Origin of the sequence: Streptomyces pactum (assembly GCF_016031615.1) — a bacterium.
Classification (GTDB): Bacteria; Actinomycetota; Actinomycetes; order Streptomycetales; family Streptomycetaceae; genus Streptomyces; species Streptomyces pactus.
Genome location: NZ_JACYXC010000001.1, coordinates 460126 through 483531 on the forward strand (window position 1 = coordinate 460126; position 23406 = coordinate 483531).

Here is a 23406-nt window from a genome sequence, read left to right on the forward strand (position 1 = left end):
TGGCCGGCCCGAGGAGTGGAATGCCCGCCGCGACGGAGGTGGCCGGCCGCCCTGTACCGTCGCGGGACCGCCTCGACGTGGCGCCGGCGCCGCCGTACCGGGTGCTCCGTCCGCCCGTGCTCCAGCTCCGGTTGACCGGTGATCCGGGCGCCGTGGACCGCCGGCCCCGCGTCCTCGGCCGGGCCGCCGGTGCGGTGCGCAGCGGGACGCGCGACACCCGGGCCCGCACCGGCCCCCTCCGGACCCCGGCCGGCCCCGGCGGGTCCTTCGTCCAACGACTCCCGCAAGTCCACCCCGGCACCGGGGGGAACGCCCGCCACACGCGGCGTCCGGCCGGGGCCGGCTCGATGGTGTCCACGATCCGGATCACCGCCGCTCCGGTGTTCCGAACCCCGCAAAACCCTTAATTATAGGGCAGGTTGCACCACTCGGCGGTACCGCGGCCGGGCCGGTGCCGGTCGGTCCGGTGGCGCACCGGTCGGTGATCAACACCCTCGGGTAGCGTAGATGTTCGAAAAGCGAGAAGCAGGCGGAACCGTTCCGCGCGGGCCCGAGCACAGTAGGTGTTGGAACGTATGAGAATCTCCGGCTCCACCGTCCTGATCACGGGTGCCACCGGCGGTATCGGCCGGACGCTCGCCCGGGCGTTCGCGGCGCGGGGGGCCTCGCTGCTGCTCACCGGACGACGGCCGGACGCCCTCCACCCGCTCGCCGGCTCGCTGGGCGCGCGCGCAGTGGTCGCCGACCTGTCGGACCGGGACGAGGTGCGGCGGCTCGCCGACGAGGCGGCGGACGTGGACATCCTGATCGCCAACGCCGCCCTGCCGTCCAGCGGCGAGATGCTGGACTACTCGGCGGAGCAGCTGGACCGGGCGCTGGAGGTGAACCTGCGCGCGCCGATCATGCTCGCCCGGCTGCTGGCGCCGCGGATGGTGCGGGCGGGCCGCGGCCACCTGGTGATGATCGGCTCCATAGCCGGCCGGACCGCCTCCCCGGGCGCCTCGCTGTACAACGCCTCGAAGTTCGGGCTGCGGGGATTCGCCCACGGGCTGCGCCAGGACCTGCACGGCACCGGGGTGGGAGTGTCGATCGTGCAGCCCGGATTCGTCCGGGGCGCCGGGATGTTCGCCGACTCCGGGGCGGTCCCGCCCGCCGGGATGCGTACCGTGTCGCCCGGGCAGGTCGCCGCGGCGGCGCTCCGGGCGGTGGAGCACAACCGCGCGGAGGTCAACATCGCCCCGCTGGAACTGCGGCTGGGCACCGCCATCGGCGGCCTCTTCCCCGGGCTCGCGGCGAGCCTGCAGCGGCGGATCGTGCCGGACGGGACGCTGCGTCAGATGACCGAGGGGCAGCGCGCCAAGCGGTGAGACGGCGGCCGGGCCGGTGGGCGATCCGGCCCGGCCGCCGTCCCCCCTCCGGCGGGCACGGGGCCGGCCGGCTCCGTCAGGAGTCCGCGCCCGGCCCCGAGGTGCTGTGCGGGGCACCGGCGGGGCGCGACTGCCGGCGCATCAGCTCCACCAGCTCGGAGCGGAGCTCGGGGACCGGTTCACCGAGCACGACGGCACTGATCACCAGTTCGAGCATGACGCGGTCGTAGGCGTCGTCCGTGCCCCCGTAACGTTCGGGATCCCGCTCGACCACGGCGTCGGCGATCCGCCAGCCGCCGTCGACCGGTGCGAAGGTCACCGCGTAGATTCCGTAACCGGTCCAGCTCCGGTGCACGAAGACCACCCTGCCCTCGGTGAAGACGTCCCACCTCTCCTCCATGTCCCGCGCCTCGTACCCGCGCCGGATCCGCTCCCAGTCCTGGTCCGACCAGATCCGCCGGGGCAGCCGCGCCATCGGCCGGGGAACGGATACCGGCCGGATGCGGTCGGACAACGTGGACCGGGTCACGCGCTCGTCGGCAGGCATGGGGCGATCCTACGGACGAGGCGGGACGGCGCCTCCGGCCGGCCGTCCCCGGCCGCACCGAACCGGTGCGGCCGGCTCCGCGCACCGTCTCCGGGCCGCATACCAGGCGGCGTGGCGGGACCGCCGGGTTCCGGCCGCTTCGCCCGGCCCGGCGCGGCCCGTACGGGCCCGGCACGGGACCGGAAAGGGGCTTCCCGGCGGCCCGGCGGACGTGTCGGCCGGACGCGACGGGCCCGTCGGCACCGGTCCGCCGGCCCGGCCCCCGGGCCGGCCTCGGCCGTGCTGCCACCCGTTGCCCGCCGCGCCGCACGGAGTGCCGCCGGCCCGCGTCCGGCCCGGCCGCTCCCGGGGGAGCCGCCCACGCGGGTGCGGGGTATGGTTTCCGGTCCGGCCCGCCGGGGCCGTTTTCGGCGCCCGGGCCGACGGTATGACGGTCAATGACGACCCGGGAACCGCCGGGGCCGGCACCGTCCCTCCCCGGTGGCCCTGCGCCAGGGGCGGGTCCGGGCCGGCCGTCGTGTGGTCTCCGGCCCGCGGCCGGAGCCGGCTGCCCCGGTGGGGGACGTACGGCCCGGGGCGGGCGGGACGCCGGCCGTGTGCCGTGCGCCGGGGCGGTACGACGGGGTCCGGGCGGAGTGCCGCGCATTGGCAAGAATGTGCGTCCGGCCGGTCGCCTCCGCGGGACCGTCGCACCTGACGGCACCGGGAGGCGGCGGCCGGGCACGGCCCCGGGCGTCCGGGGCATCCGGCCGGCACCGAGCCGCCGTCGGTGGCCGGCCTTGACGAGCGAGGGAGCGGGCCTATGCGTGCGGTGGTCTTCGATGCGTTCGGGCGGAAGCCCGAGGTCCGGGAGGTCCCGGACCCGACACCCGCGCGCGGCGGCGTGATCATCCGCGTCGAGGCCACCGGGGTGTGCCGCAGCGACTGGCACGGGTGGATGGGGCACGACCCGGTCATCCGGCTGCCGCACGTGCCGGGCCACGAACTGGCCGGGGTCGTCGCCGAGGTGGGCCCGGACGTGGCCAACTGGCGGCCCGGGCAGCGGGTCACCGTCCCCTTCGTCTGCGCCTGCGGCCGGTGCGGCGCGTGCGCGGAGGGCGCCCAGCAGGTGTGCGAGCGGCAGACGCAACCGGGCTTCACCCACTGGGGTTCCTTCGCCGAGTACGTCCCGGTGCGCAACGCCGACGTCAACCTGGTGGCGATCCGCGACGAACTGCCCTTCACCACCGCGGCCGGCCTCGGCTGCCGGTTCGCCACCGCGTTCCGCGCCGTGGTCACCCAGGGCCGCGTGGCGCCGGGCGAGTGGGTCGCGGTGTACGGCTGCGGCGGGGTGGGGCTGTCCGCGGTGATGATCGCCGCGGCGGCCGGGGCCCGGGTGGTCGCGATCGACATCACCCCGCACGCGCTGCAGCTGGCCCGCCGGTTCGGTGCGGCGACCTGCATCGACGCCTCGTCGCTGATGGGCTCGGTGGCCGAGGCCGTGCAGGACACCACCGGCGGCGGCGCCCACCTCTCCCTCGACGCGCTGGGCAGCCCGCGTACCTGCGCGGCCTCCATCAACAGCCTGCGCCGGCACGGCCGGCACGTGCAGGTGGGGCTGCTGCCCCCGGCGGCCGGCAACCCCATGCTGCCGATGGGGCGGGTCGTCGCGCTCGAACTGGAGCTGCTGGGCAGCCACGGGATGGCGGCCCACGCGTACGCCCCGATGATGGAGATGGTCAAGGCCGGCACGCTCCGGCCGGACCTGCTGGTCACCCGGACCATCGGCCTGGACGAGGCGCCCGAGGCGCTGATCGCCATGGGGTCGCGGGGCCGCGGCAGAACCGGCGTCACCGTCATCGAACCGCACCGGCCGCGCGCGGCGGGCCCGGCGGCCGGCGACCGGTAGCCGCCGCCCGGAGGGCTTCGCTCCGGAGGGCGTACCTCCCGGACGGCCCCCGCGGTCCGTCCGTACGGAGTCGCGCGGCACGCGCCGTCACCGGGCGGTCGCCGCACCCCCCGCGAGGAGGCGCGCGGCACGCCGTCCCGGCCCGGCAGCCGCCGCCCCGCGAAGGCCTCGCGCTCACGCCGTCCGGCCCCGCAGGCGGTCACCCCCGTACGCCACCGGCCCCCGGAGGCCGGCCGCGCACCGCACCACCCCGCGCGGCGCGCCGGCGGCCCGGGGACGGTGGCCGGTCCGCGCCCCCGCGCGGGTGAGGTGCCGCGGCCGGGCCTGCGCCGGCCGGACCGCGGCACCCCGGGCCCGTCAGGCGGGGAGCCGGGCCTCGATCGCGGCGACCAGCTCCGGTGCCTCCGGCTCGGTCCGCGGCCGGAACCGGCCGACGACCTCGCCCTCGGGCGCGACCAGGAACTTCTCGAAGTTCCAGGTCACGTCGCCGGCCTCGCCGCCGGCGTCGGCGGTGCGGGTCAGCTCCGCGTACAGCGGGTGCCGGTCCTCGCCGTTGACGTCGATCTTCTCCATCAGCGGGAAGGTCACGCCGTAGGTGGCCGAGCAGAAGGTCTCGATCTCCTCGGCGGTGCCGGGCTCCTGGCCGGCGAACTGGTTGCACGGGAAGCCCAGCACGGTGAAGCCGCGCCCGGCGTAGCGCTGCTGGAGCCGCTCCAGCCCGGCGTACTGCGGCGTCAGCCCGCACTTGGAGGCCACGTTGACCAGCAGCAGCACCTTGCCCCGGTGCTCCCCCAGGGTGGTCGGCTCACCGGACAGCGTGCGCAGCGGGATGTCGTACAGACTCATCGGTTCCCCTTCGGTCGGCCCGGACGCGCGCCCGGTGGCGGGCGCGCCCGGTCGGCGGAATACGGCCAGTCAACCACTCCGCGGGTCCGGCGCGCGCCGGTAGCATCGTGAGGCCAGCGGTGGTCGCGTCCGCCGCCGGACCTCGGGGGGACGTGTGGCGCGTGAGGACGACTCCATGACCGGCCGGCTGCTCGTCGTGGAGTACGAGCAGGTGAAGGAGGAGCAGCGGGCGCGGATCGGCTTCCGGGACAATCTGCTCTACGCCACGCTGGCGTCGATGGCCGCGATCATCACCTTCACCCTGCAGAAGCCCGGCCGCCCGGAGCTGCTCCTGCTGCTGCCGCCGGCCTCGGTGGTCCTGGGGTGGACCTACCTGGTCAACGACGAGAAGATCTCGGCGATCGGCCGCTACGTCCGGGAGGAGCTCGATCCCCGGCTGACCGCGCTGGCGGTGCCGCCGCGCGGCCAGGTGTTCGGCTGGGAGACCGCGCACCGCTCCGACCGGCGCCGGGTCTCGCGCAAGCGGCTCCAGCTCGGGGTGGATCTGCTGCTGTTCTGCGCGGCGCCGCTGGCCGCGCTCACCGTCTACTGGTCGAAGGGGCCGGCCGGCGCGGTCCTGTTCACCGTGTCGCTCGCCGAGACGGCGCTGGTCGCCGTGCTGGGCGCACAGATCACGCGGTACGCGGATCTTCGCCGGCCGTGAACGCCCGCGCCGTCCGGGGCATCGACGCGCGGGCGGTCACGGGCGCACCATGGACGGCGCCGATGGTGCGAGCCGCCGGGAGGGGGAATCGGTGGAGTGGTCGGGTGGTGTCCAGCCGCCGCGCGGGCGGGCCGACGTGGTGGTGCTCACCGCGCTGGAGGTGGAGTACCGGGCGGTGCGCGCGCACCTCCGGGAGGTGCGGACCCTCGCCCCCGAGCGGGGGTCCCTCTTCGAGGTGGGGTGGTTCCGGGGCGGGACGGCGGAGCGGGCCGTGGCCATCCACATGACCGGTCCGGGGAACCCGGCCGCCGCGGTGACAGCGGACCGGGCGGTCGCCCTGTTCGCGCCGCGCGCGGTGCTGTTCGTCGGGGTGGCGGGCGGCCGCAAGGACGTCGCGCTGGGCGATGTGGTGGCGGCGGAGTCGGTGTACGACTACGAGACCGGCAAGGACACCGAACGGGCCTTCCTGCCGCGGATGAAGACGCATCCGTGCGCCTACGGGCTGGTGCAGCTGGCCCGGCTGGTGGCGGCCGCGGACGACTGGCAGCGGCGGACCGGAGCGGACGGGGACGAGCGGCCGCGGGCCCATGTGAAGCCGATCGCCGCGGGCGGCGCGGTGCTGGCCCACCACCGTTCGGGGACCGGGCGGCGGCTGGCGGTGAGCGCGGGCGACGCGGTGGCGGTGGAGATGGAGGGGTTCGGCTTCCTCACCGGGGCGCACCTGGACCGCCGGGCCGAGGCGCTGGTGGTCCGGGGGATCTCCGACCTGCTGGACGACAAGGGCGCCGAGCACGACGGGCGCTGGCAGCCGAGGGCGGCGCGGAACGCCGCGGCGTTCGCGTTCGAGCTGATCGACCGGATGCCGCCCGGGGAGCCCGGCGCCCCGCCGGCGTCCGCGCCCGCCGTGGAGCCGGCGGCCGTTCCCGGGCCGGGGCCGGACCCGGCGGGCCCGGCCCGGTCCGGTCCGGCGGCGGGGAGTCCGGCCGCCAGGTCACCGGCCGGCGCGGCGGGCGCCCGCGGCCGGCTCACCGTGCGGGAGCTGGGCGCGCTCACCGATCTGCTGCTGGCGGTGCCGGGCCTGTCCGCGCCCGCCCGCTGGCAGCAGCTGCTCGACGAACTGCCGGGGGTGGGCACCGCCGTGCTGCGGCAGTCGGCGAGCCGGGCGGAGGCCCTGGCGCTGCTGCGGACCTGTGAGGAGTACGGCGCCTGGGGGGATTTGGTGGAGGTGGTGACGGTGATCGCGCCGGACGCGCCGGCCACCGCGGCGCTGCGCGACCGGGTCGCCCGGCTCGGTCTGTGACGATGTGTCGCGGCAGGGCGGGCGGGCATAACCACTTGTCCGGGGCTCGCGCGGGGTGCGGACGGCAGGGCCGGGTCCCCGACGGGGACGCCGGCCGCCCGGGCCGGTGGGGGGACAGGGGGTGACGGATGGCAGAGCGCCTCGGGCCGGTGCAGGAACTCGTGGCCGCGCTCCGGCAGTTCCGGGCGCTGACCGACCCCGCCGGCCGGGCGATCTTCCTGGACCTGCTGCGCATCGAGCTGGGGGACGCGCCGCTCCCGGTGCAGGACCACCGGTCGGCCGACTACTTCCTGCTGGAGCTGGCCCCGGCCTGCCTGCGCAGTGAACAGGTGCTGGGCGCGGTGCGGGAGGTGCTGTTCACCATGGTGGACAGCGCCGGGGTGATGGAGCCGTTCGACGCGGTGGTGGCGCGGCTGACGGCGCGGCCGGCGCTGACCGCGGCCGCCACCGAGCGGTTGCGGGTCCTGCTGTCGGGGCTCCAGGTCAAGCGGCTGACCCGGATCTGCCAGGAGTCGGTGTCGCCGTTCCAGCCCGCCCCGCAGGCCGCCGACCCGTGGCAGGCCTTCCAGGAGCTGAGCCGGCTGAGCACCGAGCCGGACCGTCTGCCGCCCCAGCTGGCGTTCGTCGAACGGCTCGCCGCGGAGGCACCGTTCGACCAGGCGGGCGCGCTACGCGCGTGGGCGGACGAGCAGGCGGCGGCGCTGGAACTCACCGCGCAGCTGCGGTCGCTGCGGCAGTCGGTGGCGCAGCGGGCCCCCGAGCCGTTCGACGCGTACCTGGTGGTCCGGTTGCTGCCACAGGACGAGCCGGGCCGTTATCTGCTGACCTCCTGGCGGAGTCACGACCCCGAGCGGTGGCGGCCGGTGGCCGGGCCCAGCGAGTACGTCACCCGGGCGACGGCGGAGCGGGCGGTGCGGCGGCTGGTGCACGAGGCGGAGGAGGAGTGGGCCAAGGACGCCCGCGACATCCACCTGGAGTTCCTGCTGGCCGCGGAGGACCTCGATCTGCCGGTGCATCTGTGGCTCCGCGATGCGGACACCGATGTCCCGGTGCCGCTGGGCATGGCGTACCCGGTGGTGGTGCGCTCCCTGGAGCGCAGCCGCAACCCGCTGTGGCGCCGGTGGTGGCGCAGCCGGTGGCGGATGATGGACGGCGCGCCGGAGCGCTGCCGCCAGCTGGTGGTGGACGGCACCGACCCGGAGACGGCGGTGCCCGGGGAGCCGCAGGCGCTGGTCGCGCGGCTGGTGGCGGACCCCTGCGTGGTGTCCCTGGTGCTGGGCGCGCCACCGGGGCGCACGGTGCGCGGCGGCCACCAGGCGCGGGCGGCGTGGACGGCCGGTCTCCCGGTGATCATCTGGGACCGCCGGGACCGCCGCAGCGACGAACTGGTCGAGGAATTCGGTCAATTCACCGCGGGGTCAGGTGGATCCCTGGCACGCCTCCGCGACGGCGTGACAAAGTTACGAGTGGAAGCGCATACGGTGGACTCGGCAGTGCGGGAGCAGCACCTGGGCCGCCATGTGGTGCTGTGCTGGGATGACCCGACCAGGCCAGTGGAGGCGCACGAACAGTTGGCGGGGCCGGACTAGGGGGGCAGCCGATGAGCGACGCGACTCCGGTGCGGGCGAACGGCGGCCGCGGTGGTGGCGGTACGGACCCCGTGGGCGGCGTGCCGGGCACCGTCCCGCGCTCCTGGTGGATCTACCAGGGCACCGGCCGCCCGCTGCACGACGTGCGGCTGGAGGACATCCTGCCCCCGCCGCCGCCGTGGCGGGCCTTCGACGGTGTGGCCCCGCGCGCGGCGGACGGCCGTCCGCCGGCGGACGGAACCGGAACCGGAGGCGCCGCGGGGGTCGGGGACGATCCGCCCACCGAGCCGCCGGCGCCCCCGGAGGACGAGCAGGAGGCGGCCCGTCGGCTGGGCGCGGCCCCGCTGGGCGTGCGGGCCGAGGCGGAGGAGGCGGACCTGGTCAACGCGGCGATCCTGCTGCGCCGGCCGCTGCTGGTCACCGGCCGGCCGGGCACCGGCAAGTCCACCCTGGCGTACCGGATCAGCCGGGAGCTGGGGCTGGGGCGGGTGCTCCGGTGGCCGGTCACCACCCGCACCACGCTGCGCTCGGGGCTCTACTCCTACGACGCGGTGGGGCGGGTGCACGCCGCGGCGGCCGGCCGCCCGGCCGGTGACACGGCCGGCCCGGCGGGGGCCGGCACGGAGGACGTCGGGGACTTCCTCCAGCTCGGCCCGCTGGGCACCGCGATGCTGCCGCACCGGCTGCCGCGGGTGCTGCTGATCGACGAGTTCGACAAGGGGGACGTCGATCTCCCCAATGACCTGCTCGACGTCTTCGAGGCCGGGGAGTTCACCATTCCCGAGCTGGTCCGGATCCGGGCCCGCCACCCGGTCGTGGAGGTCCTCACCGACGATCCGGGGCGCGGTGCGGCCGTCGCGGCCGGCCGGGTGCGCTGCCGGGCCTTCCCCATCGTGGTCATCACCAGCAACGGGGAACGGGAGTTCCCGCCCGCGTTCCTGCGCCGCTGCCTGGAGCTGCGGCTGCCGGAGCCGGACGCGGACCGGCTGGCCGCGATCGTCGCCGCCCACCTGGGCGGGGCCGCGGACCCGCGGACCCGGGAGCTGATCGACCGGTTCGTGGAGCGCTCCCGCCACGAGGGCGGCCTCGCCGCCGACCAGCTGCTCAACGCGGTGTACCTGGCGACCTCCAGCACCTACCGACCCGGGGCCGAGTGGGAGGAGTTACTGCACGCCATCTGGCACCGGCTGGATGCAGCAGGCTCGACATGACCCAGGACCAAAGCGATCGGTCCGCCTCGGGGTTCCAACAGGACCTCGACTGGCGGCAGATCGCCGACGCCGTGTGGCTCGCGGTGTGCGAGGCGGGCTCCGCCGCCACCGCCGGTCCGCCGGGGGCGGCGGAGGCGGCCCGGGACGCGCGCCGGTCCCGGAACCCCTGGGAGCCGGCCCCGCCGCCCGGGGAACCTGCCGGCCGGCGGCCCCTGGCCCGGCCGGCAGCCCTCCCCGGCCCACCCGGCACCGGCCCGGGTGCCGGTGCGCCGCCGGGGCACCCCGCCCTGCCGGCGGGTGCGGCACCGGTTCCCCCGCGCCGCCCGTCGTACCCCATCCCACCGCACCGGAGCCCGGCCCGGTGCCCGGTGCCGGGCCGGCCGGGGCCGCGTGGGCGGCACGCCCGGCCGCGGCCACCGGTGGCGCGGGGCGCGCCTACGGCACCGCCGTACCGGCCGGCCGGCCCGCACCGGGGTCCGGGGACGGCGGCCCGGCGACCGGTGAGCGGGCGTTGGCCCGGGCGCTCCGGCCGCTGCGGCGCACGGTCCCCTCGGCGGTCCGGGAGGAGATCGACGAGGAGGCGACCGCCGAGCGCGCGGCCCGGCAGGGGCTGTGGCTGCCGGTGAGCGCGCCGGCCCCGGAGCGGTGGATGGACGCGGTCCTGGTGGTGGACCGGGGCAGTTCGATGGTGGTGTGGCGGCGGACCGCCCGGCAGCTGGCGGCGGTGCTGGAGCGGGCCGGCGCGTTCCGTACCGTCCGCATCCACCACCTCAGCAGCGACCTGTCCTGGGAGCCGGACCGGCCCGGACCGGCCCGGGGCCGGGGCCGGGCGGCCGGTCCGCCGTCACCGGTGGACGGCCTGGGGCCGCGGGACCGGCGCGCGGTGCTGGTGCTCACCGACGGGGTGGGCGAGGCGTGGCGGGACGGGTCGGCGCGGCGCGCGGTGGCCCGCTGGGCCGGCCGGGCCACCGTCGCGGTCCTCCAGGTGCTCTCGCAGAGCCGGTGGCACAACACCGGGGTGTCGCCCGAGCGGGTCCGGGTCCGGGTGCCCTACGCCGGAGCGCCGAACGGCAGTTGGGAGCGGGCGCAGGGCGGCCGGTGGCCGGGCGGCCGGCCGCCGGTGCCGGTGCTGGAGCTGGACGCCCGCTGGGTCCACCGCTGGGCACTGCTGGTCACCCGGCCCGCGCCGCGCGGCCGGGACACCCTGGCGATGCTGCCCGGCCGGCCGCCGGACCTCGCGCCGCCCGGGCCGGAGCCGTCCGCGCGCGAGCGGGTGCTGCGGTTCCGGGCGACGGCGGCGCCCAGCGCCTTCCGGCTGGCGTCCCGGCTGGCAGCCGCCCCGCTGAACATCCCGGTGATGGAGTTCGTCCAGCGGATCATGGACGAGCCGGGTGCCGCCCCGGGCGACCTGGCCGAGGTGCTGGTCGGCGGGCTGCTGCGCACCGTGGGCACCGACCCGCTGGACGAGTCGGCCATCGGCTACGAGTTCCACCCCGGGGTCCGGGAGCTGCTGCTGTCGGCCGGGCTGCGGGACGAGTCGCTGTACATCCTGCGCAGCGTCCTGGACCGGCTGGGACGGAACTGGAAGCCGCTGCACGTGCTGCGCGACTCGCTCGCCGCGCCGTCCGCGGCGCCCGCCGACCTCCCGGAGCCGACCGAGCGTCTGCTGCCGTACCTCCGCGTCCAGGAGCAGGTGTACGAGGCGCTGTCCGGGCCGTACCGGGAGGGCGCCCGGACGCTGCGGGCGCGCGTCGCCGCCCACCGGGCGCTGGGCCGGTCGGACGACCCGCCGACCCAAGGGCGTGACGTGACCGGGGCGGACGCGGTTGAAGGTTTCCGGCGGGCGGACGGGGCGGTCGCCGTGACCGGTCCCGCTCCCCCGTCCGGCCGGCTGTCCCCTGCTGTCGAGTCACCAGCCGCGCCGGCGCCCGGCACGCGGGCGGGTGACGCGTATCCGAGAGGAAGTTCCGTGTCCGCGACCGCTGCCCGGTCCCTGCCGGCCGTGGAGAACCGCCGTGCCGGCGATCCCCCGGCCATCTGGGGCAACGTACCGCCCCGCAACAACAACTTCACCGGGCGGCAGGCGCTGCTGGACGCCCTGCACGAGCGGCTCGGCAGCGAGGGCACCGCCGCCGTGCTCCCGGAGGCCCTGCACGGGCTCGGCGGGGTGGGCAAGTCCCAGATCGCCCTGGAGTACGTGCACCAGCACGCCAACGACTACGACGCGGTGTGGTGGATCGCGGCCGAGCGCGACGAGCAGATCCGCAACGCGCTGGTGGAGCTGGCCGAGAGCCTGGGGCTCCAGGCGGGTCGCGAGTCCAACGTCGCGGTGCCGCGGGTGCTCGACGCGCTGCGCACCGGCCGCCCGTGCAAGCACTGGCTGCTGGTCTTCGACAACGCCGAGGACCTGGAGACGGTCCGGCAGTACTTCCCCTCCGGCGGCCCCGGCCGCATCCTCGTCACCTCGCGGAACGCCCAGTGGTCACGCGCGGCGCGCACCGTGGAGGTGGACGTCTTCGAACGGTCCGAGAGCGTGGAGCTGCTGCGCCGGCGCGGCCCGGAGCTGCCTCCCGGCCAGGCCGACCGGGTGGCCGAGGCCCTGGGCGACCTGCCGCTGGCGATCGAGCAGGCCGCCGCGTGGCTGACCGAGACCGGGATGCCGGTCGACGAGTACCTCCAGGTGTTCGAGGACGAGCGGACCGACCTCTCCTCGCGCCGCAGCGAACTGCTGGCCGCCGGGGTGCCGGTGGACTACCCCGAGCCGGTCGCGGCGGCCTGGAACATGTCGCTGCGCCGGCTGGCGGAGCACCACCCCGGGGCGCTGCAACTGCTGTGGATGTGCTCGTTCTTCGCCCCGGAGCCGATCTCGCGCCGGCTGTTCTCCAACGTCCGCGGCGTCTCCCTGTCGCCGGAGCTGTCGGCGGTGCTCCAGGACCCGATCAAGCTGGGGCACGCCATCCGGGAGATCGGCCGCTACGCGCTGATCAAGATCAACCACCGCAGCAACACCATCGAGATGCACCGGCTGGTGCAGGCGGTGCTCATCGGCCAGATGTCCCCGCAGCAGCAGGCCGACATGCGGCACAGCGCCCACCTGCTGCTGGCCCACGGCGACCCCAACGAGGTGACGGTCCCCAACTGGCCCCGGTACACCGACCTGCTGTCCCATGTGCGGGCCTCGCGGGCGCTGGAGTGCGACGACAAGTGGGTGCGGCAGACGGTCCGCAACGTCATCCGCTTCCTGTACCTGTGGGGGGACCACGAGGGCGCGCTGGACTTCGGCGGCCAGGTGCTGGAGGCCTGGCGGGAGACGCTGGGCGAGGAGAGCCTGGAGACCGTGGCGGTGGCCCGGATGGTCGCCCACGCGCTGAACGCCACGGGGAACTTCGCACGCGCCCAGGAGCTGAACGCCCGGACCCTGGAGCTGCTGCGCGGGACGGTCGGCGACGACCACGAGGACACCCTCGCGGCGTTCGCGTCGGTGGCCCACGACACCCGGCTGCGCGGCGACTACCAGCTGTCGGTGGAGCTGGAGCACGACCGGTGGCGGCGCTCGATCCGGGTGTTCGGGGACGAGGACCCGTTCACCCTGGGCGCGGCGAACGACTACGCGCTCTCGCTGCGCTCCGCCGGGGAGTTCGCCCGGGCGCGGGAGCTGACCGAGCAGGCGCGCGAGGCGGCGCTGGTGATCCTCGGCGAGACGTCGCTGACCCGGTTCATGCTGGAGACCAACCTCTCGATCGACGTCCGGGAGGGCGGCGACTACCTGACCGCGCGCGACATGCAGGAGCTGACCTTCGCCGGGGCGCGGCGGCACGTGCCCAAGAACGCCCCGGTGTACAGCCTCGCGATGCGCACCCTGGGGGTGGCGCGGCGCAAGGCCGGGGACCACGCGGGCGCGCTGGAGCTGTCCCGGGAGGCACTGGAGCACTACCGGATGCGGTATTCGGGCCACCATCTGTACACCGCGGTCACGCTGCTCAACCACTCGCTGGACCTGCGGCAGAACGGTGACCCGGGCGGGGCCCGGGAGGCCGGCCGGGAGAGCCTGGAGGCGCTGCGGTCGCTGCTGGGCGCCCGGCACCCGGCCACGCTCAGCGCGGCCGGCGACCTGGCGGTGACGCTGCGGCTGCTCGGTGAGACGGAGGCCGCGCTCGCCCTGGACCGGGAGACCTGGCCGGTCCTGGTGGAACGGGTCGGCGCGGACCACCCGGCGGCGCTGTCGTGCGCGGTCAACCTGGCCAGCGACCACTACACGCTCGGCGACCACGAGCAGGCCCGGCGGCTGGACGCCGAGGCGCTGGACGGCTGCCGGCGGCGGCTGGGCCCGGAGCATCCGACCACGTTGCAGTGCGCACTCAACCTGGCGGCCGACCTGCGGGCGCTGGGCGAGCGGCAGCAGGCGCAGGAGATGCAGCAGGAGGCGCTGGCGAAGCTGCGCGAGGTGCTGGGCGAAGGTCATCCGGTGGTGGTGGCGGCGGCCCGGGGGGTCCGCGCGGACATCGACATCGAGGTGTACAGCTTCTGACGGCCGGTCCGGGCGCGGCCCTGCGCCCGGTTCCCGCCGCGTTCCCGGTGCGGTCGGCAAGCCCTGGAGTGGCCGGGAGGCCCCGGCGTGTCCGGGGTCCCCGGTGCGGTCCGGGGCTGGCGGGTGGCCGGGGCCGCGGTCCCCCGGACCGGCCGGTGCACCCGTCCCCGGGCGTGGGGCGACGCGGCCCCGGGCGGCCGGTGGTGCGGTCCTCGGGCGTAGGGCAGCGCTCGTGCCCGGCGCCGGCTGGGTCCTCGGTTCGGTGCGGGAGCCCGGGGGTGGCCGGGCGTGCGCCGGGGCGGCGTGTGTGCCGGGCCGGCGGGTTCAGCCGGCGCCGGCCCAGGCGGCCAGCGCCACCGGGTCGGGGGCACCGCCGCCGGTGCGCAGCGCCCGATGCAGCGCGTACACCGTCTCGGGGCGGCGGCGCAGCGCCCGGCGGGCCGGCCCGTCGGGCAGGGTCAGAGCCAGGCCCGCCCAGGCCGCGGTGTCGTCGGGGTCCTGCGCCAGCCGGGCGAGGTAGCCGCGCGCCGCCGCCGGATCGTGGGCGGCCCAGTCCCAGTCGGCCCGGGCGCGCAGGTCCCCGTCGCGGGCGGCCCGCTCGCGACGGGCGGCGGCGCGGTCCGGATCAGCGGCCCACAGCCGGGCCGCGGTGAGCCGGGCGGCCTCCCGGTGGCGGCCGGGGCGCAGGGTGCCGGCCGGCGGCGGGCCGGGCGGCGCGGCACCGGCCCGCCAGGCCCGGATCCAGGGTCCCAGCCGGCCGGGTGCCGGCCGCAGGTGGTGCAGGCGGTGGAGCAGCCGGTGGTCGGTGCACAGGTCCTGGGCGGTGCGCAGGGCGGGACCGGGGACCGGCTCGGCGAGCCAGCGGCCCAGCCGCTCCGCGATGCCGTCGAGGAAGCGCCGGCCGTGAGCGGTGAGGGAGGCGTGGGCCCGCAGGGTGGCGATGCCGTGGGCGGTCTGGGCGCGCCGCAGGGCGAACTCCAGCACCGCGGCGTTCCGCGCGGCCGGGTCCTGCTCGCGGTGGACGCGGGACTGCCAGAACCCGGTGACCCCGAGGAAGGCGTAGACGCCCTGGAGGATGCCGTACAGCGGGCGGGGGTCGGTGCGCCACGGCGAGTGGTGGGCCTCCTCCCGGCCGCCGTGGACGAGCGGCACCAGGTCGAGCAGGGCACCGAGCTTGATGTGCTGTGCCTCGTGGATGAGTGAGGCGGCGAACACCGCGGCGCCGGGCGGCGGGCTGATCAGGACGCACCCGTACGCGGCCGGCGAGGAGGCGCTGAAGGGTTCGGCGGGGCCGGAGTAGCGGACCGGCACCAGCGAGGTGCAGCAGGCGGCGACTCCCCCGGGGTCCACGTTGTCCTGCTCGGCGACGAGGGCCCAGGCCCGGGCGAAGTCCCGTTGCCACCCCCGGGCCTCGGGCGCGCCCAGGCGCTCCGGTGGACCGGGCCGCAGGAAGTCCCGGTAGGGGTCGAGGTCGTCCAGGAGGAGCGTGCAGCGGTGGCCGGCGTGGTCCGCGGTGAGCCGCCGGAGGGCCTGCCAGCCGGGTGCGTCCCGGCCGAGGTCGGCGGGGAGCTGCACCCGTACCGGCCCGGCGGTGACCGCGCGGCGGCCGAAGCGGTCCTGGTGCACCTCGGCGGTGTCGGAGCCGCAGCCGTCCATGCGCGCCAGACCCAGGGCGGGCAGATGCACGGCGCCGGCGCGGACCGGCACGGACATCCGGAACTCCAGGCCGGCCAGCAGGGCGGCGGAGGCTGCGGTGGCGTGCAGGTACCCGGCCTCCTCCCACAGCGGGGGGCCGTCGCCGTCCGTGCCGCGCAGCCGGCGCAGGCAGCGCCGGCTCCAGACACCGACCTGCGGGTGGAGCAGCAGCCGGTTCACCGCGGCGGCCCGGCGCCGTTCGGCCCGGACCAGCAGCCGCCAGGCCTCGGCGGGCGGCGGGAGCGGGCCGGGGAGCGCGGGGTGGCCGGCGGCGAGGTCCACCAGGGCGCGCAGCAGCAGCATGGAGCGGGAGCGCTGCCCGGCCGCCAGGGTGGCGATGGTGTCCCGGCCGCCGGTGCCGTACGCGAGGTCCCGGAATTCCTCGGTGGTGATCCGGTGACGGGCGGAACCGGCGGGCGGGAGTACGGGCGGACCTGCCACGGTCACCTCCTATTTACAGCTCCCCTCCCCGCTGTCCACGGAAGTCACCAACGCCGGCTGTGCCTCGACGGCGTCGAGAAGCCGCAGGATTTCGGGGCGGAGCGTTTCGTCGTGGTCCAGGTCCTGGAGCGTCGAAGCCGAGAGGTCCACCAGGTCCGTCTCGATGCCGGCCGCCGCTCGCTCCATGACATCGTCCCCCTTTTCGGCTCGCGTCCCGGCTGGTGAGGCGCTTCCATAGTGACCCACCCGCCGATGACGGCGAAAGGGTGAACACGGCCAGTTGGCGCGGGGCGGCCGAATCACCCTTCGCACCGGTCGCCGGTTTGCCAGGGGCCGGTTGCCACATGAAAAAGGAGAGCAATTCCCGGCGGCCGGCGCCGCCGCAATTCGGGAATGTGCCTCCAACCGATGACTTTCCATCAATTCACCGGAACGCCCGGCCGCGCGCCTTCCGCACCGCGGGCCGGCGAAATACGGCCGGCGCTCCGCGGCCGCGGTCCCCGGGAGGAGCGCCCGGTGCGACCGGCCGCGGCGCGGTGGCGGTGGCGCGGCCGGGCGGGCCCCGGCCGGGGCTCAGACGAGGAGACCGGCCCGGGCGCGGGCCCAGGTCCGGGCGGGGTGGAAGACGTCCGCGTGCCAGGTGGTCGAGGACAGCGTGCCCCTCCCCCGGTACGCGCGCATGATCTCGGCGTGGGGCGGCCAGGCGACGAACCGGTGCAGGGCGGCCTCGTCGCGCCAGACGGCCACGGCACCGCAGCGGCGGGCGGCGGGGCGCGCCCAGAGCCACATCCCCAGCGCCCCGTCCAGCTCCGGCCAGCCCGCCGCGAGCCGCCGGGCCGCGCGGTACACCCCCGGCAGGTCCCGGACCCTGGCGAGCGTGAAGTCGGTGACGCTGACCAGGACGGGGCCGTCCCCGCCGTGGTCCGGTCCGGGGGTCCACGACGACCTCAGCAATTTCATAAGCATGTGCTTACGATCTACGTAAGCTTATGATCTGTCAACGGGTACGTTCGTCCGCATGAACGCTGCCGCCGGGAACACGTCCCGCCCCGACCTCGCCGCCATGGTCGTCCCCCTCGGCCGCGCCCTGATGGCCGCCGAGCAACCGGTCCTGGACGCCCACGGGCTGACCATGTGGGCGTACGCGGTGCTGTCCCACCTCGACGAGGCACCGCTGCGCACCCAGGCCGCGCTGGCCGAGGCGATCCACGCCGACAAGACGCGGATCATCCCCGTCCTGGACGACCTGGAGTCCCGCGGGCTGCTGACCCGCCGGCCCGATCCCCAGGACCGCCGGGTGCGCCTGCTCTCCCTCACCCCCGAGGGCCGCCGGCTGCGGGACACCGTCCGAGCCGCCGTCCAGGAGGGGGAGGAACGGCTGCTCGGACAGGTCCCGCCCGCCGACCGGGAGGCGTTCCTCAGGACCCTGCGCACCCTGTACGAGGCGAGCCGGGGCCGGCCCGCACGCTGACCGGCCCCCGTTGCACCGCCCGGGCCGGGGCCGACGCTGCGCGAGGCGACCCGGGCCCGGCGGACGGCAGCCGGTGCGCCCGCGCCGGCCGGCCGGGGCGGGGGCGCGGTAGGTTCTGTCCCTTTGGTCAGTGCCGGGTCCGGATGAGAATGCCGGCGAGGTGGAGTGCGGCCTGGTAGGCGATGGCAAGCTTGTCGGTTCGTGTGGCCAGGCCGCGCCACTGCTTGAGCCGGTTGATGCACCGCTCGACGGCGTTCCGCTGCTTGTATGCCTCGGGGTCGAAGCCGGGCGGGCGGCCGCCTCGGCGGCCTCGCCGCAGGCGGTGGCCGATCTGGTCCGACGGCTGCGGGATGACCGCTCGGATTCCCCGGCGCCGCAGGTGGCTGCGGATGGCGCGGGATGAGTATGCCCGGTCGGCCAGCACCGCCACGGGCCGGGTGCGTGGCCTTCCGGGGCCGCTGCGGGGCACGCGGATGCGGGACATCACCGTCGCGAAAGCCGGAGGGTCACCGGTCTGGCCTGCGGTGACGGTGAAGGGCAATGGCCGTGCACCGCCGTCCGCGGCCAGATGGACCTTCGCGCTCAGCCCGCCACGTGAGCGCCCCAGCGCATGATCGGCGGACTCGCCGGACGGGGCCGCCCCCTTTTGCGTGCTCCGGCGGCGTGCTGGTGAGCCCGGACGACGGTGGAGTCCACCGACACCGTCCCGTCGATGTCGTCGTCGGCGTCCGCCGCTGCCAGGACAGCGGCGAGGATCGCTTACCACGTGCCGTCGAGTGCCCACCTGATCAGCCGCTTGTGAGCGGTCCGGAATGGGCCGAGCTCGTCGGGCAGGTCCCGCCAGGGCGAGTTCGTGCGGTACTTCCGCGCGATGGCCTCAAGGGTGCGGCGACGGTCGGCCCACCGCCGCCCACGGACCGGATCGGCCGGCATCAGCGGCTCGATCCGGTCCCACATCGCATCAGTGATCACTGATCGGACAGGCACATCCGATCAACTGCTCAACCCATCGAAGAGACACGCGCCAGGGGCCGCCCCGGCCCCGGAGCGCGGCGTCTCTATGAGGTCGAAGACCTTTTGTAGTCCCCGCAGATTGGGGGGTTGATCAAGCTGTAGTCCGTGCAGACCCGGATATAGATGTAGTGATCCTCGGCCACATTCGGGCGGCACGTGATGGAACTGTTCGTAGGCCCGCACGAGTCCTCGCGGCCGTAGTCGGTGTACCACTCCGCCCAGGACGAAGGGTAGGGAAAGTCGGGATCGTAGTTGTAGTGGGTGACGGTGATGACGTCGCCGTAGCTCACGAAAGTGGCGCTTGCCATGCCGCCGTTGGTTGCAGTTGTGTCGGCGGTTGCTGTGCCGACGCCGGCGAACGTGATGGCTGCCGTTGCTGCGGCAACTACGGCGAAGCTCTTGGTTTGTCGCACTCCGGGCCTCCAGTGTCGTCGCGTTGAAAGCGATCAAGCACGGACATGCCGTGCAACATGGAAGCAGGGCCGAAGAGGGAGTGAAGAGCGGCTTTCCAGCCAAGGTCGGGCGCCCCCCGTCGATCTCACGCGGTCCGGTGGGTGGTGGGATCGGCTCTGGTGGGGGTTGTGTGTGGCCCTGGGGGTCTGGGGGCGTCCTCATGGAGTGGAGGAAGCTCGGGGCGGCTCAAGGCCTGTCTCTTCGGTCAGTGCCGGGTCCGGATGAGGATGCCGGCGAGGTGGAGTGCGGCCTGGTAGGCGATGGCAAGCTTGTCGGTTCGTGTGGCCAGGCCGCGCCACTGCTTGAGCCGGTTGATGCACCGCTCGACGGCGTTCCGCTGCTTGTATGCCTCGCGGTCGAAGCCGGGTGGGCGGCCGCCTCGGCGGCCTCGCCGCAGGCGGTGGCCGATCTGGTCCGACGGCTGCGGGATGACCGCTCGGATTCCCCGGCGCCGCAGGTGGCTGCGGATGGCGCGGGATGAGTATGCGCGGTCAGCCGGCACGGCGAAGGGTCGGGTTCGCGGCCTGCCCGGGCCGCTACGGGGGACTCGAATGCGGGACATCACCGTCGCGAAAGCCGGAGCGTCACCGGCTTGGCCTGCGGTGACGGTGAAGGCCAGAGGCCGTGCGCCGCCGTCCGCAGCCAGGTGGACTTCGGTGCTCAGTCCGCCGCGGGAGCGTCCGAGTGCGTGATCGGCGGGCTCGCCTCAGCGGGCCCGCCGCCCTTTACGCGCTCCGGCAGCGTGCTGGTGGGCGCGGACAACCGTGGAGTCCGAACCTATCGAAGAGACACGCGCCAGTGGGGCGCGCCGGCGTCCGTCTCGGTGCCGCAGGGGCCGCCGCCGGTGCTCGCCTCCAGGTGCACCTCCTGCCCGGCCAGGGTGAAGGTGCGGTAGTGGCGGGAGATCCGCCGGGCGGACCGTGGTGCGTAGTGGCAGATGAAGGAGCGGCGGAACCGGTCGGCGGTGGTGTTCGGCTCCGAGCCGTGCACCAGGCTGCCGTTGAAGAACAGGACGTCGCCGGGTTCGAGGTCCACCGCCACCCGGCGCAGCCCGGCCGGCGGCGGTACGTACTCCCGGGTGAAGTACGTACCCGGGTCCGCCTCCTCGGGACAGAACAGGTCCATCCGGTGGGTGCCGGGCACCACCTCCAGGCCGCCGTTCGCGCGGTCCGCCCGGTCCACCGCGACCCAGGCGGCCACGCAGGTCCCCGGCTCCACCCGGAGGTAGAAGTTGTCCTGGTGGAGGGCCTGGCCGCGGGCGCCCGGCGGCTTGAAGTAGAACATGCTCTGCGCCGCCACCGGTTCCTCCCCGAGCAGCTCCGAGACGGCGGCGCCCAGCCGGGGGTCGAGCAGCCGGCGGCGCGCCAGGGGGCAGAACAGGTGCGGGTTCATCACCCGCGGGTACGTGCGGAGCGGGTCCGGGGGTCCGTCCGGGTGCTGCGGGCGGGGTTCGAAGTGGCCCGGGACCGGGCCCCGGGCGGCGAGCGCCATGAACGCCCCGCGCAGCTCGCGGATCTCCTCGCCGGTCAGCAGCCGGGGCGCGACGGTGTGGCCGGACCGGTGGAACTGCCGTGTGTCCATGCCTCGACGGTAGGAAGGGCCACCGTGCCAGGCTATGACCATGGCGCCCGAGAAGCTGCCCGTGACTGCTGCGCCGCCCGCCCCGGCACTGGTCGTCGGCCGCTACACACGGCGGGCCGGCTATCTGGTACGCCGCCCGGCGGGGGCGCCGAGCTGGCTGCTGCTGTGGACCGACGGGGGCGCCGGACGGGTCCGGCAGGGCGGCGCCGACCTCACGGTGCGGGCCGGCGACCTGGCGGTGCTGGGTGCGGGGACGGGCCAGGAGTACCGGGTCGCGCCGGGCGCGGACCGCTGGTGCTTCTGGTGGGTGCACTTCCAGCCGCGTCCCGCGTGGGAGTCCTGGCTGCGCCCGTACCGCCGGGGCACCGGCTGTTACCTGGTGCCGGCGGTTCCGGCAGAGGTGCGGCCGCATCTGGGCGGGGCGCTGCGCCGGCTGCACGCGGACGCCCGCTGGTCCGGGGACGGGGCGCCGCCACCGGCGGTGGCCGCGAACCGGCGGACCGCGCCGGCGGTGGCCGCGGCGCTGCCCGGCGCCCATGAACTGGCCCTCGGCGGCGTGGAGCGGGTCCTGCTGCTGGCCGCCCGGGAGGCGGCCGGGGGCGGTGGCGCGGACCCGCGGGTGCGCCGGGCGGAGGCGCTGATCGCCGCCGACCCCGCGGCCCCGCACTCGGTGGCCTCGCTGGCCGCCGCCGTGTCGCTGTCGCCTTCCCGCTTCGCCCATCTGTTCGCGCGGCAGACCGGGGTGACGCCGATGCGGGCGCTGCGGGAGGCCCGGCTGCGGCATGCGGCCCGGCTGCTGAGGACCACCGGACTGGACGTGGCCCGGACCGCCGCGGCCTCCGGGTTCGCCAGCCCGTTCCACTTCAGCCGGGTCTTCCGGGCCCGGTACGGGGTCTCGCCGGCACGGTTCCGGGACGGTGGCTGACCCGCCGGCGCGCGGACCCGGACCCCGTGCACGGCCCGCGCGCGCCCCGTACACGGCCCGCGCGCAACCCGCGCGTGACCGCACACGGGCGCCGGTCCGGGTCCGCCCACGGTCATGGGCGCGGGACCGGGCGCGGACGCGGGCACCGGAGCAGGCGCAGCCGCGGCCGGGCCCGGTCCCGGCCGCCGCCGGGCGATCTCCGGTGCCCTCGTGCCGCCCTCGTGGGGCCCGCGACGCCCGGTCGTGCCGGCCGACCGGCCGGCACCGGGAACAGCCGCCACCCGCCGGCGGACCGCCCGGGCACACCGCACCCTCGCACGGCGGCGCGCAGTAGGTTGCTGCCGTGCCGTGCGCGGCGGCCCGGAACGGCCGGGCCGGACCGCCGCGGCAGCGTACGACGCGCCCCGACGGGGCTCGATGTGGAGGTGGTGACGGGATGAGGCTCACCGTGCTGGGCGGCGGGGGCTTCCGCACGCCGCTGGTCTACCGGGCGTTGCTGGAGGACCGCGGGGAGGGCCGGTGCACCGAGGTGGTGCTGTACGACACCGACCGGCGGCGTCTGGACGCCATCGGCGCGGTGCTCGCCCGTCAGGCGGCGGGCCGGTCCGGCGCGCCGGCGGTGCGCGCCACCACCGACCTGGACGAGGCCGTGCGGGGTGCGGACTTCGTCTTCTCGGCGATCCGGGTCGGGGGGTCGGCCGGCCGTGTCCGGGACGAGCGGCTGCCGCTCGCCGAGGGCCTGCTGGGGCAGGAGACGGTCGGTGCGGGCGGCGTGCTGTACGGGCTGCGGACGCTGCCGGTGGCCATGCGGATCGCCGAGCGGATCGCGGTCGTGGCGCCGGACGCCTGGGTGATCAACTTCACCAACCCGGCGGGCATGGTCACCGAGGCGATGCGGCGGGTGCTGGGCCCGAGGGTGATCGGCATCTGCGACTCCCCGGTCGGTCTGTGCCGCCGGGCCGCCCGGGCGCTGGGGGTGGACCCGGACCGGGCGGGCTACGACTACGTCGGCCTCAACCACCTCGGCTGGCTGCGGAGACTGACCGTGGACGGGCGGGATCTGCTGCCCGGCCTGCTCGCCGACCCCGGCGCGCTCGCCTCCTTCGAGGAGGGGCGGCTGTTCGGCCCCGAGTGGCTGCGGGTGCTGGGTGCCCTGCCCAACGAGTACCTGCACCACTACTACTTCCACCGGGAGGCGGTGGCGGCGGTACGCGGGGCCGCCGTGACCCGGGGGGAGTTCCTCCACGAGCAGCAGGCGGCCTTCTACGCCGAGGCCACCGCCCGCCCGGAGGCGGCGCTGGAGGTCTGGGAGCGGACCCGGCGGGAGCGCGAGGAGACGTACCTGGCGGAGAACCGGGCGGCCACCGGGGGCTGGCAGCGGGACCCCTGCGACCTGGACGGCGGCGGGTACGACCGGGTGGCGCTCGCCCTGATGCGGGCGCTGGGCCGGGACGAGCCCGCCACCCTCATCCTCAACGTGGCCAACCGCTCGGCGGTCCCGGGGCTGGACGACGAGGCGGTGGTGGAGGTGCCGTGCCTGGTGGACGCCGGCGGGGCGCGCCCGCTGGCCACCGGGCCCGTCGCCCCGGACCAGCTCGGTCTGATGCTCTCGGTCAAGGCGGTGGAGCGGGCGGCGATCGAGGCGGCGGACACCGGTGACCGGGACGCGGCGCTGCGTGCGCTGGCGCTCCATCCGCTGGTGGATTCGGTGGACGCGGCGGAGCGGGTGCTGCGCGCGGCCGGTTACGGCGCTCCACACCCTTGCGGGTGATGCGCGTCACACGGTACGAATACCGGAAGCTGAGCCGTGCTCAGCTTCCGGGTGCGGTACCACCGTGGGATCCGGC

17 protein-coding genes and 2 pseudogenes are annotated in these 23406 nt (G+C 76.0%); 10 read left to right on the forward strand and 9 right to left on the reverse strand.

What is annotated here, in order from left to right; translation table 11 throughout:
* Positions 1-575 precede the first annotated feature (575 nt).
* Positions 576-1367, forward strand: a complete 792-nt coding sequence (locus IHE55_RS01825) for an SDR family NAD(P)-dependent oxidoreductase (RefSeq protein ID WP_197987404.1) — start codon at positions 576-578, stop codon at positions 1365-1367.
* Positions 1368-1443: 76 nt separating this feature from the next.
* On the opposite strand, the gene IHE55_RS01830 is transcribed toward IHE55_RS01825, so the two are convergent.
* Positions 1444-1914 (reverse strand): hypothetical protein, encoded by a 471-nt coding sequence (locus IHE55_RS01830; RefSeq protein ID WP_372442604.1) that lies wholly within the window; start codon positions 1912-1914, stop codon positions 1444-1446.
* Between the two features lie 802 nt (positions 1915-2716).
* Between IHE55_RS01830 and IHE55_RS01835 the strand changes: the two genes are divergently transcribed.
* Positions 2717-3802 (forward strand): zinc-dependent alcohol dehydrogenase family protein, encoded by a 1086-nt coding sequence (locus IHE55_RS01835; protein WP_197987405.1) that lies wholly within the window; start codon positions 2717-2719, stop codon positions 3800-3802.
* A 357-nt stretch (positions 3803-4159) separates the two neighbouring features.
* Here IHE55_RS01835 and IHE55_RS01840 read toward each other — a convergent pair whose 3' ends face one another.
* The gene (locus tag IHE55_RS01840; RefSeq protein ID WP_197987406.1) at positions 4160-4648 is read right to left on the reverse strand and encodes a glutathione peroxidase; all 489 of its coding nucleotides are present in this window, start codon (positions 4646-4648) and stop codon (positions 4160-4162) included.
* 175 nt (positions 4649-4823) lie between these two features.
* On the opposite strand from IHE55_RS01840, the gene IHE55_RS01845 reads away from it, so the two are divergent.
* The 5 genes from IHE55_RS01845 to fxsT all read left to right on the forward strand — a co-directional run bounded on the left by IHE55_RS01845 (position 4824) and on the right by fxsT (position 13979).
* On the forward strand, positions 4824-5351 hold the full coding sequence (locus tag IHE55_RS01845; RefSeq protein ID WP_197991725.1) for a hypothetical protein: 528 nt from the start codon (positions 4824-4826) through the stop codon (positions 5349-5351).
* A gap of 49 nt (positions 5352-5400) precedes the next feature.
* Positions 5401-6651, forward strand: coding sequence for a phosphorylase family protein (locus IHE55_RS01850; RefSeq protein WP_197987407.1), 1251 nt, complete (start codon positions 5401-5403; stop codon positions 6649-6651).
* A 128-nt stretch (positions 6652-6779) separates the two neighbouring features.
* Positions 6780-8240: a VMAP-C domain-containing protein gene (locus IHE55_RS01855; RefSeq protein WP_197987408.1), complete on the forward strand. Its 1461-nt coding sequence runs from the start codon at positions 6780-6782 to the stop codon at positions 8238-8240.
* Between the two features lie 11 nt (positions 8241-8251).
* Positions 8252-9451, forward strand: a complete 1200-nt coding sequence (locus IHE55_RS01860; protein WP_197987409.1) for an AAA family ATPase — start codon at positions 8252-8254, stop codon at positions 9449-9451.
* Entirely contained in the window at positions 9432-13979 is a 4548-nt protein-coding gene (gene fxsT / locus IHE55_RS01865) for an FxSxx-COOH system tetratricopeptide repeat protein (protein ID WP_197987410.1), read from the forward strand. Before IHE55_RS01860 ends, fxsT begins: the two co-directional genes overlap by 20 nt.
* A 324-nt stretch (positions 13980-14303) precedes the next feature.
* Here fxsT and IHE55_RS01870 read toward each other — a convergent pair whose 3' ends face one another.
* The 3 genes from IHE55_RS01870 to IHE55_RS01880 form a co-directional block, all read right to left on the reverse strand.
* Complete coding sequence (locus IHE55_RS01870; RefSeq protein ID WP_197987411.1) at positions 14304-16115, reverse strand: HEXXH motif domain-containing protein; 1812 nt, start codon at positions 16113-16115, stop codon at positions 14304-14306.
* A 9-nt stretch (positions 16116-16124) separates the two neighbouring features.
* Positions 16125-16301, reverse strand: coding sequence for a hypothetical protein (locus IHE55_RS01875; protein ID WP_197987412.1), 177 nt, complete (start codon positions 16299-16301; stop codon positions 16125-16127).
* Between the two features lie 387 nt (positions 16302-16688).
* Positions 16689-17075, reverse strand: a complete 387-nt coding sequence (locus tag IHE55_RS01880; RefSeq protein ID WP_197987413.1) for a hypothetical protein — start codon at positions 17073-17075, stop codon at positions 16689-16691.
* Between the two features lie 58 nt (positions 17076-17133).
* Between IHE55_RS01880 and IHE55_RS01885 the strand changes: the two genes are divergently transcribed.
* The gene (locus IHE55_RS01885) at positions 17134-17586 is read left to right on the forward strand and encodes a MarR family winged helix-turn-helix transcriptional regulator (protein WP_197987414.1); all 453 of its coding nucleotides are present in this window, start codon (positions 17134-17136) and stop codon (positions 17584-17586) included.
* Positions 17587-17713: 127 nt separating this feature from the next.
* On the opposite strand, the pseudogene IHE55_RS01890 reads toward IHE55_RS01885, so the two are convergent.
* The 4 genes and pseudogenes from IHE55_RS01890 to IHE55_RS01905 all read right to left on the reverse strand — a co-directional run bounded on the left by IHE55_RS01890 (position 17714) and on the right by IHE55_RS01905 (position 20676).
* A pseudogene (locus tag IHE55_RS01890) lies at positions 17714-18573 on the reverse strand (IS5 family transposase).
* 71 nt (positions 18574-18644) lie between these two features.
* Positions 18645-19013, reverse strand: coding sequence for a hypothetical protein (locus tag IHE55_RS01895; protein ID WP_197987415.1), 369 nt, complete (start codon positions 19011-19013; stop codon positions 18645-18647).
* A 245-nt stretch (positions 19014-19258) separates the two neighbouring features.
* Positions 19259-19837, reverse strand: a pseudogene (locus IHE55_RS01900) (IS5 family transposase); the annotation flags it as partial.
* Positions 19831-20676: a phytanoyl-CoA dioxygenase family protein gene (locus IHE55_RS01905; RefSeq protein WP_372442605.1), complete on the reverse strand. Its 846-nt coding sequence runs from the start codon at positions 20674-20676 to the stop codon at positions 19831-19833. The pseudogene IHE55_RS01900 and the gene IHE55_RS01905, both read right to left, overlap by 7 nt.
* Between IHE55_RS01905 and IHE55_RS01910 the strand changes: the two genes are divergently transcribed.
* Together IHE55_RS01910 and IHE55_RS01915 are read left to right on the forward strand one after the other, a co-directional pair.
* Complete coding sequence (locus tag IHE55_RS01910) at positions 20669-21559, forward strand: helix-turn-helix domain-containing protein (RefSeq protein WP_197987417.1); 891 nt, start codon at positions 20669-20671, stop codon at positions 21557-21559. The two genes, IHE55_RS01905 and IHE55_RS01910, sit on opposite strands and share 8 nt — an antisense overlap.
* Positions 21560-21995: 436 nt before the next feature.
* Positions 21996-23330, forward strand: a complete 1335-nt coding sequence (locus IHE55_RS01915; RefSeq protein WP_197987418.1) for a 6-phospho-beta-glucosidase — start codon at positions 21996-21998, stop codon at positions 23328-23330.
* Positions 23331-23406: the final 76 nt, after the last annotated feature.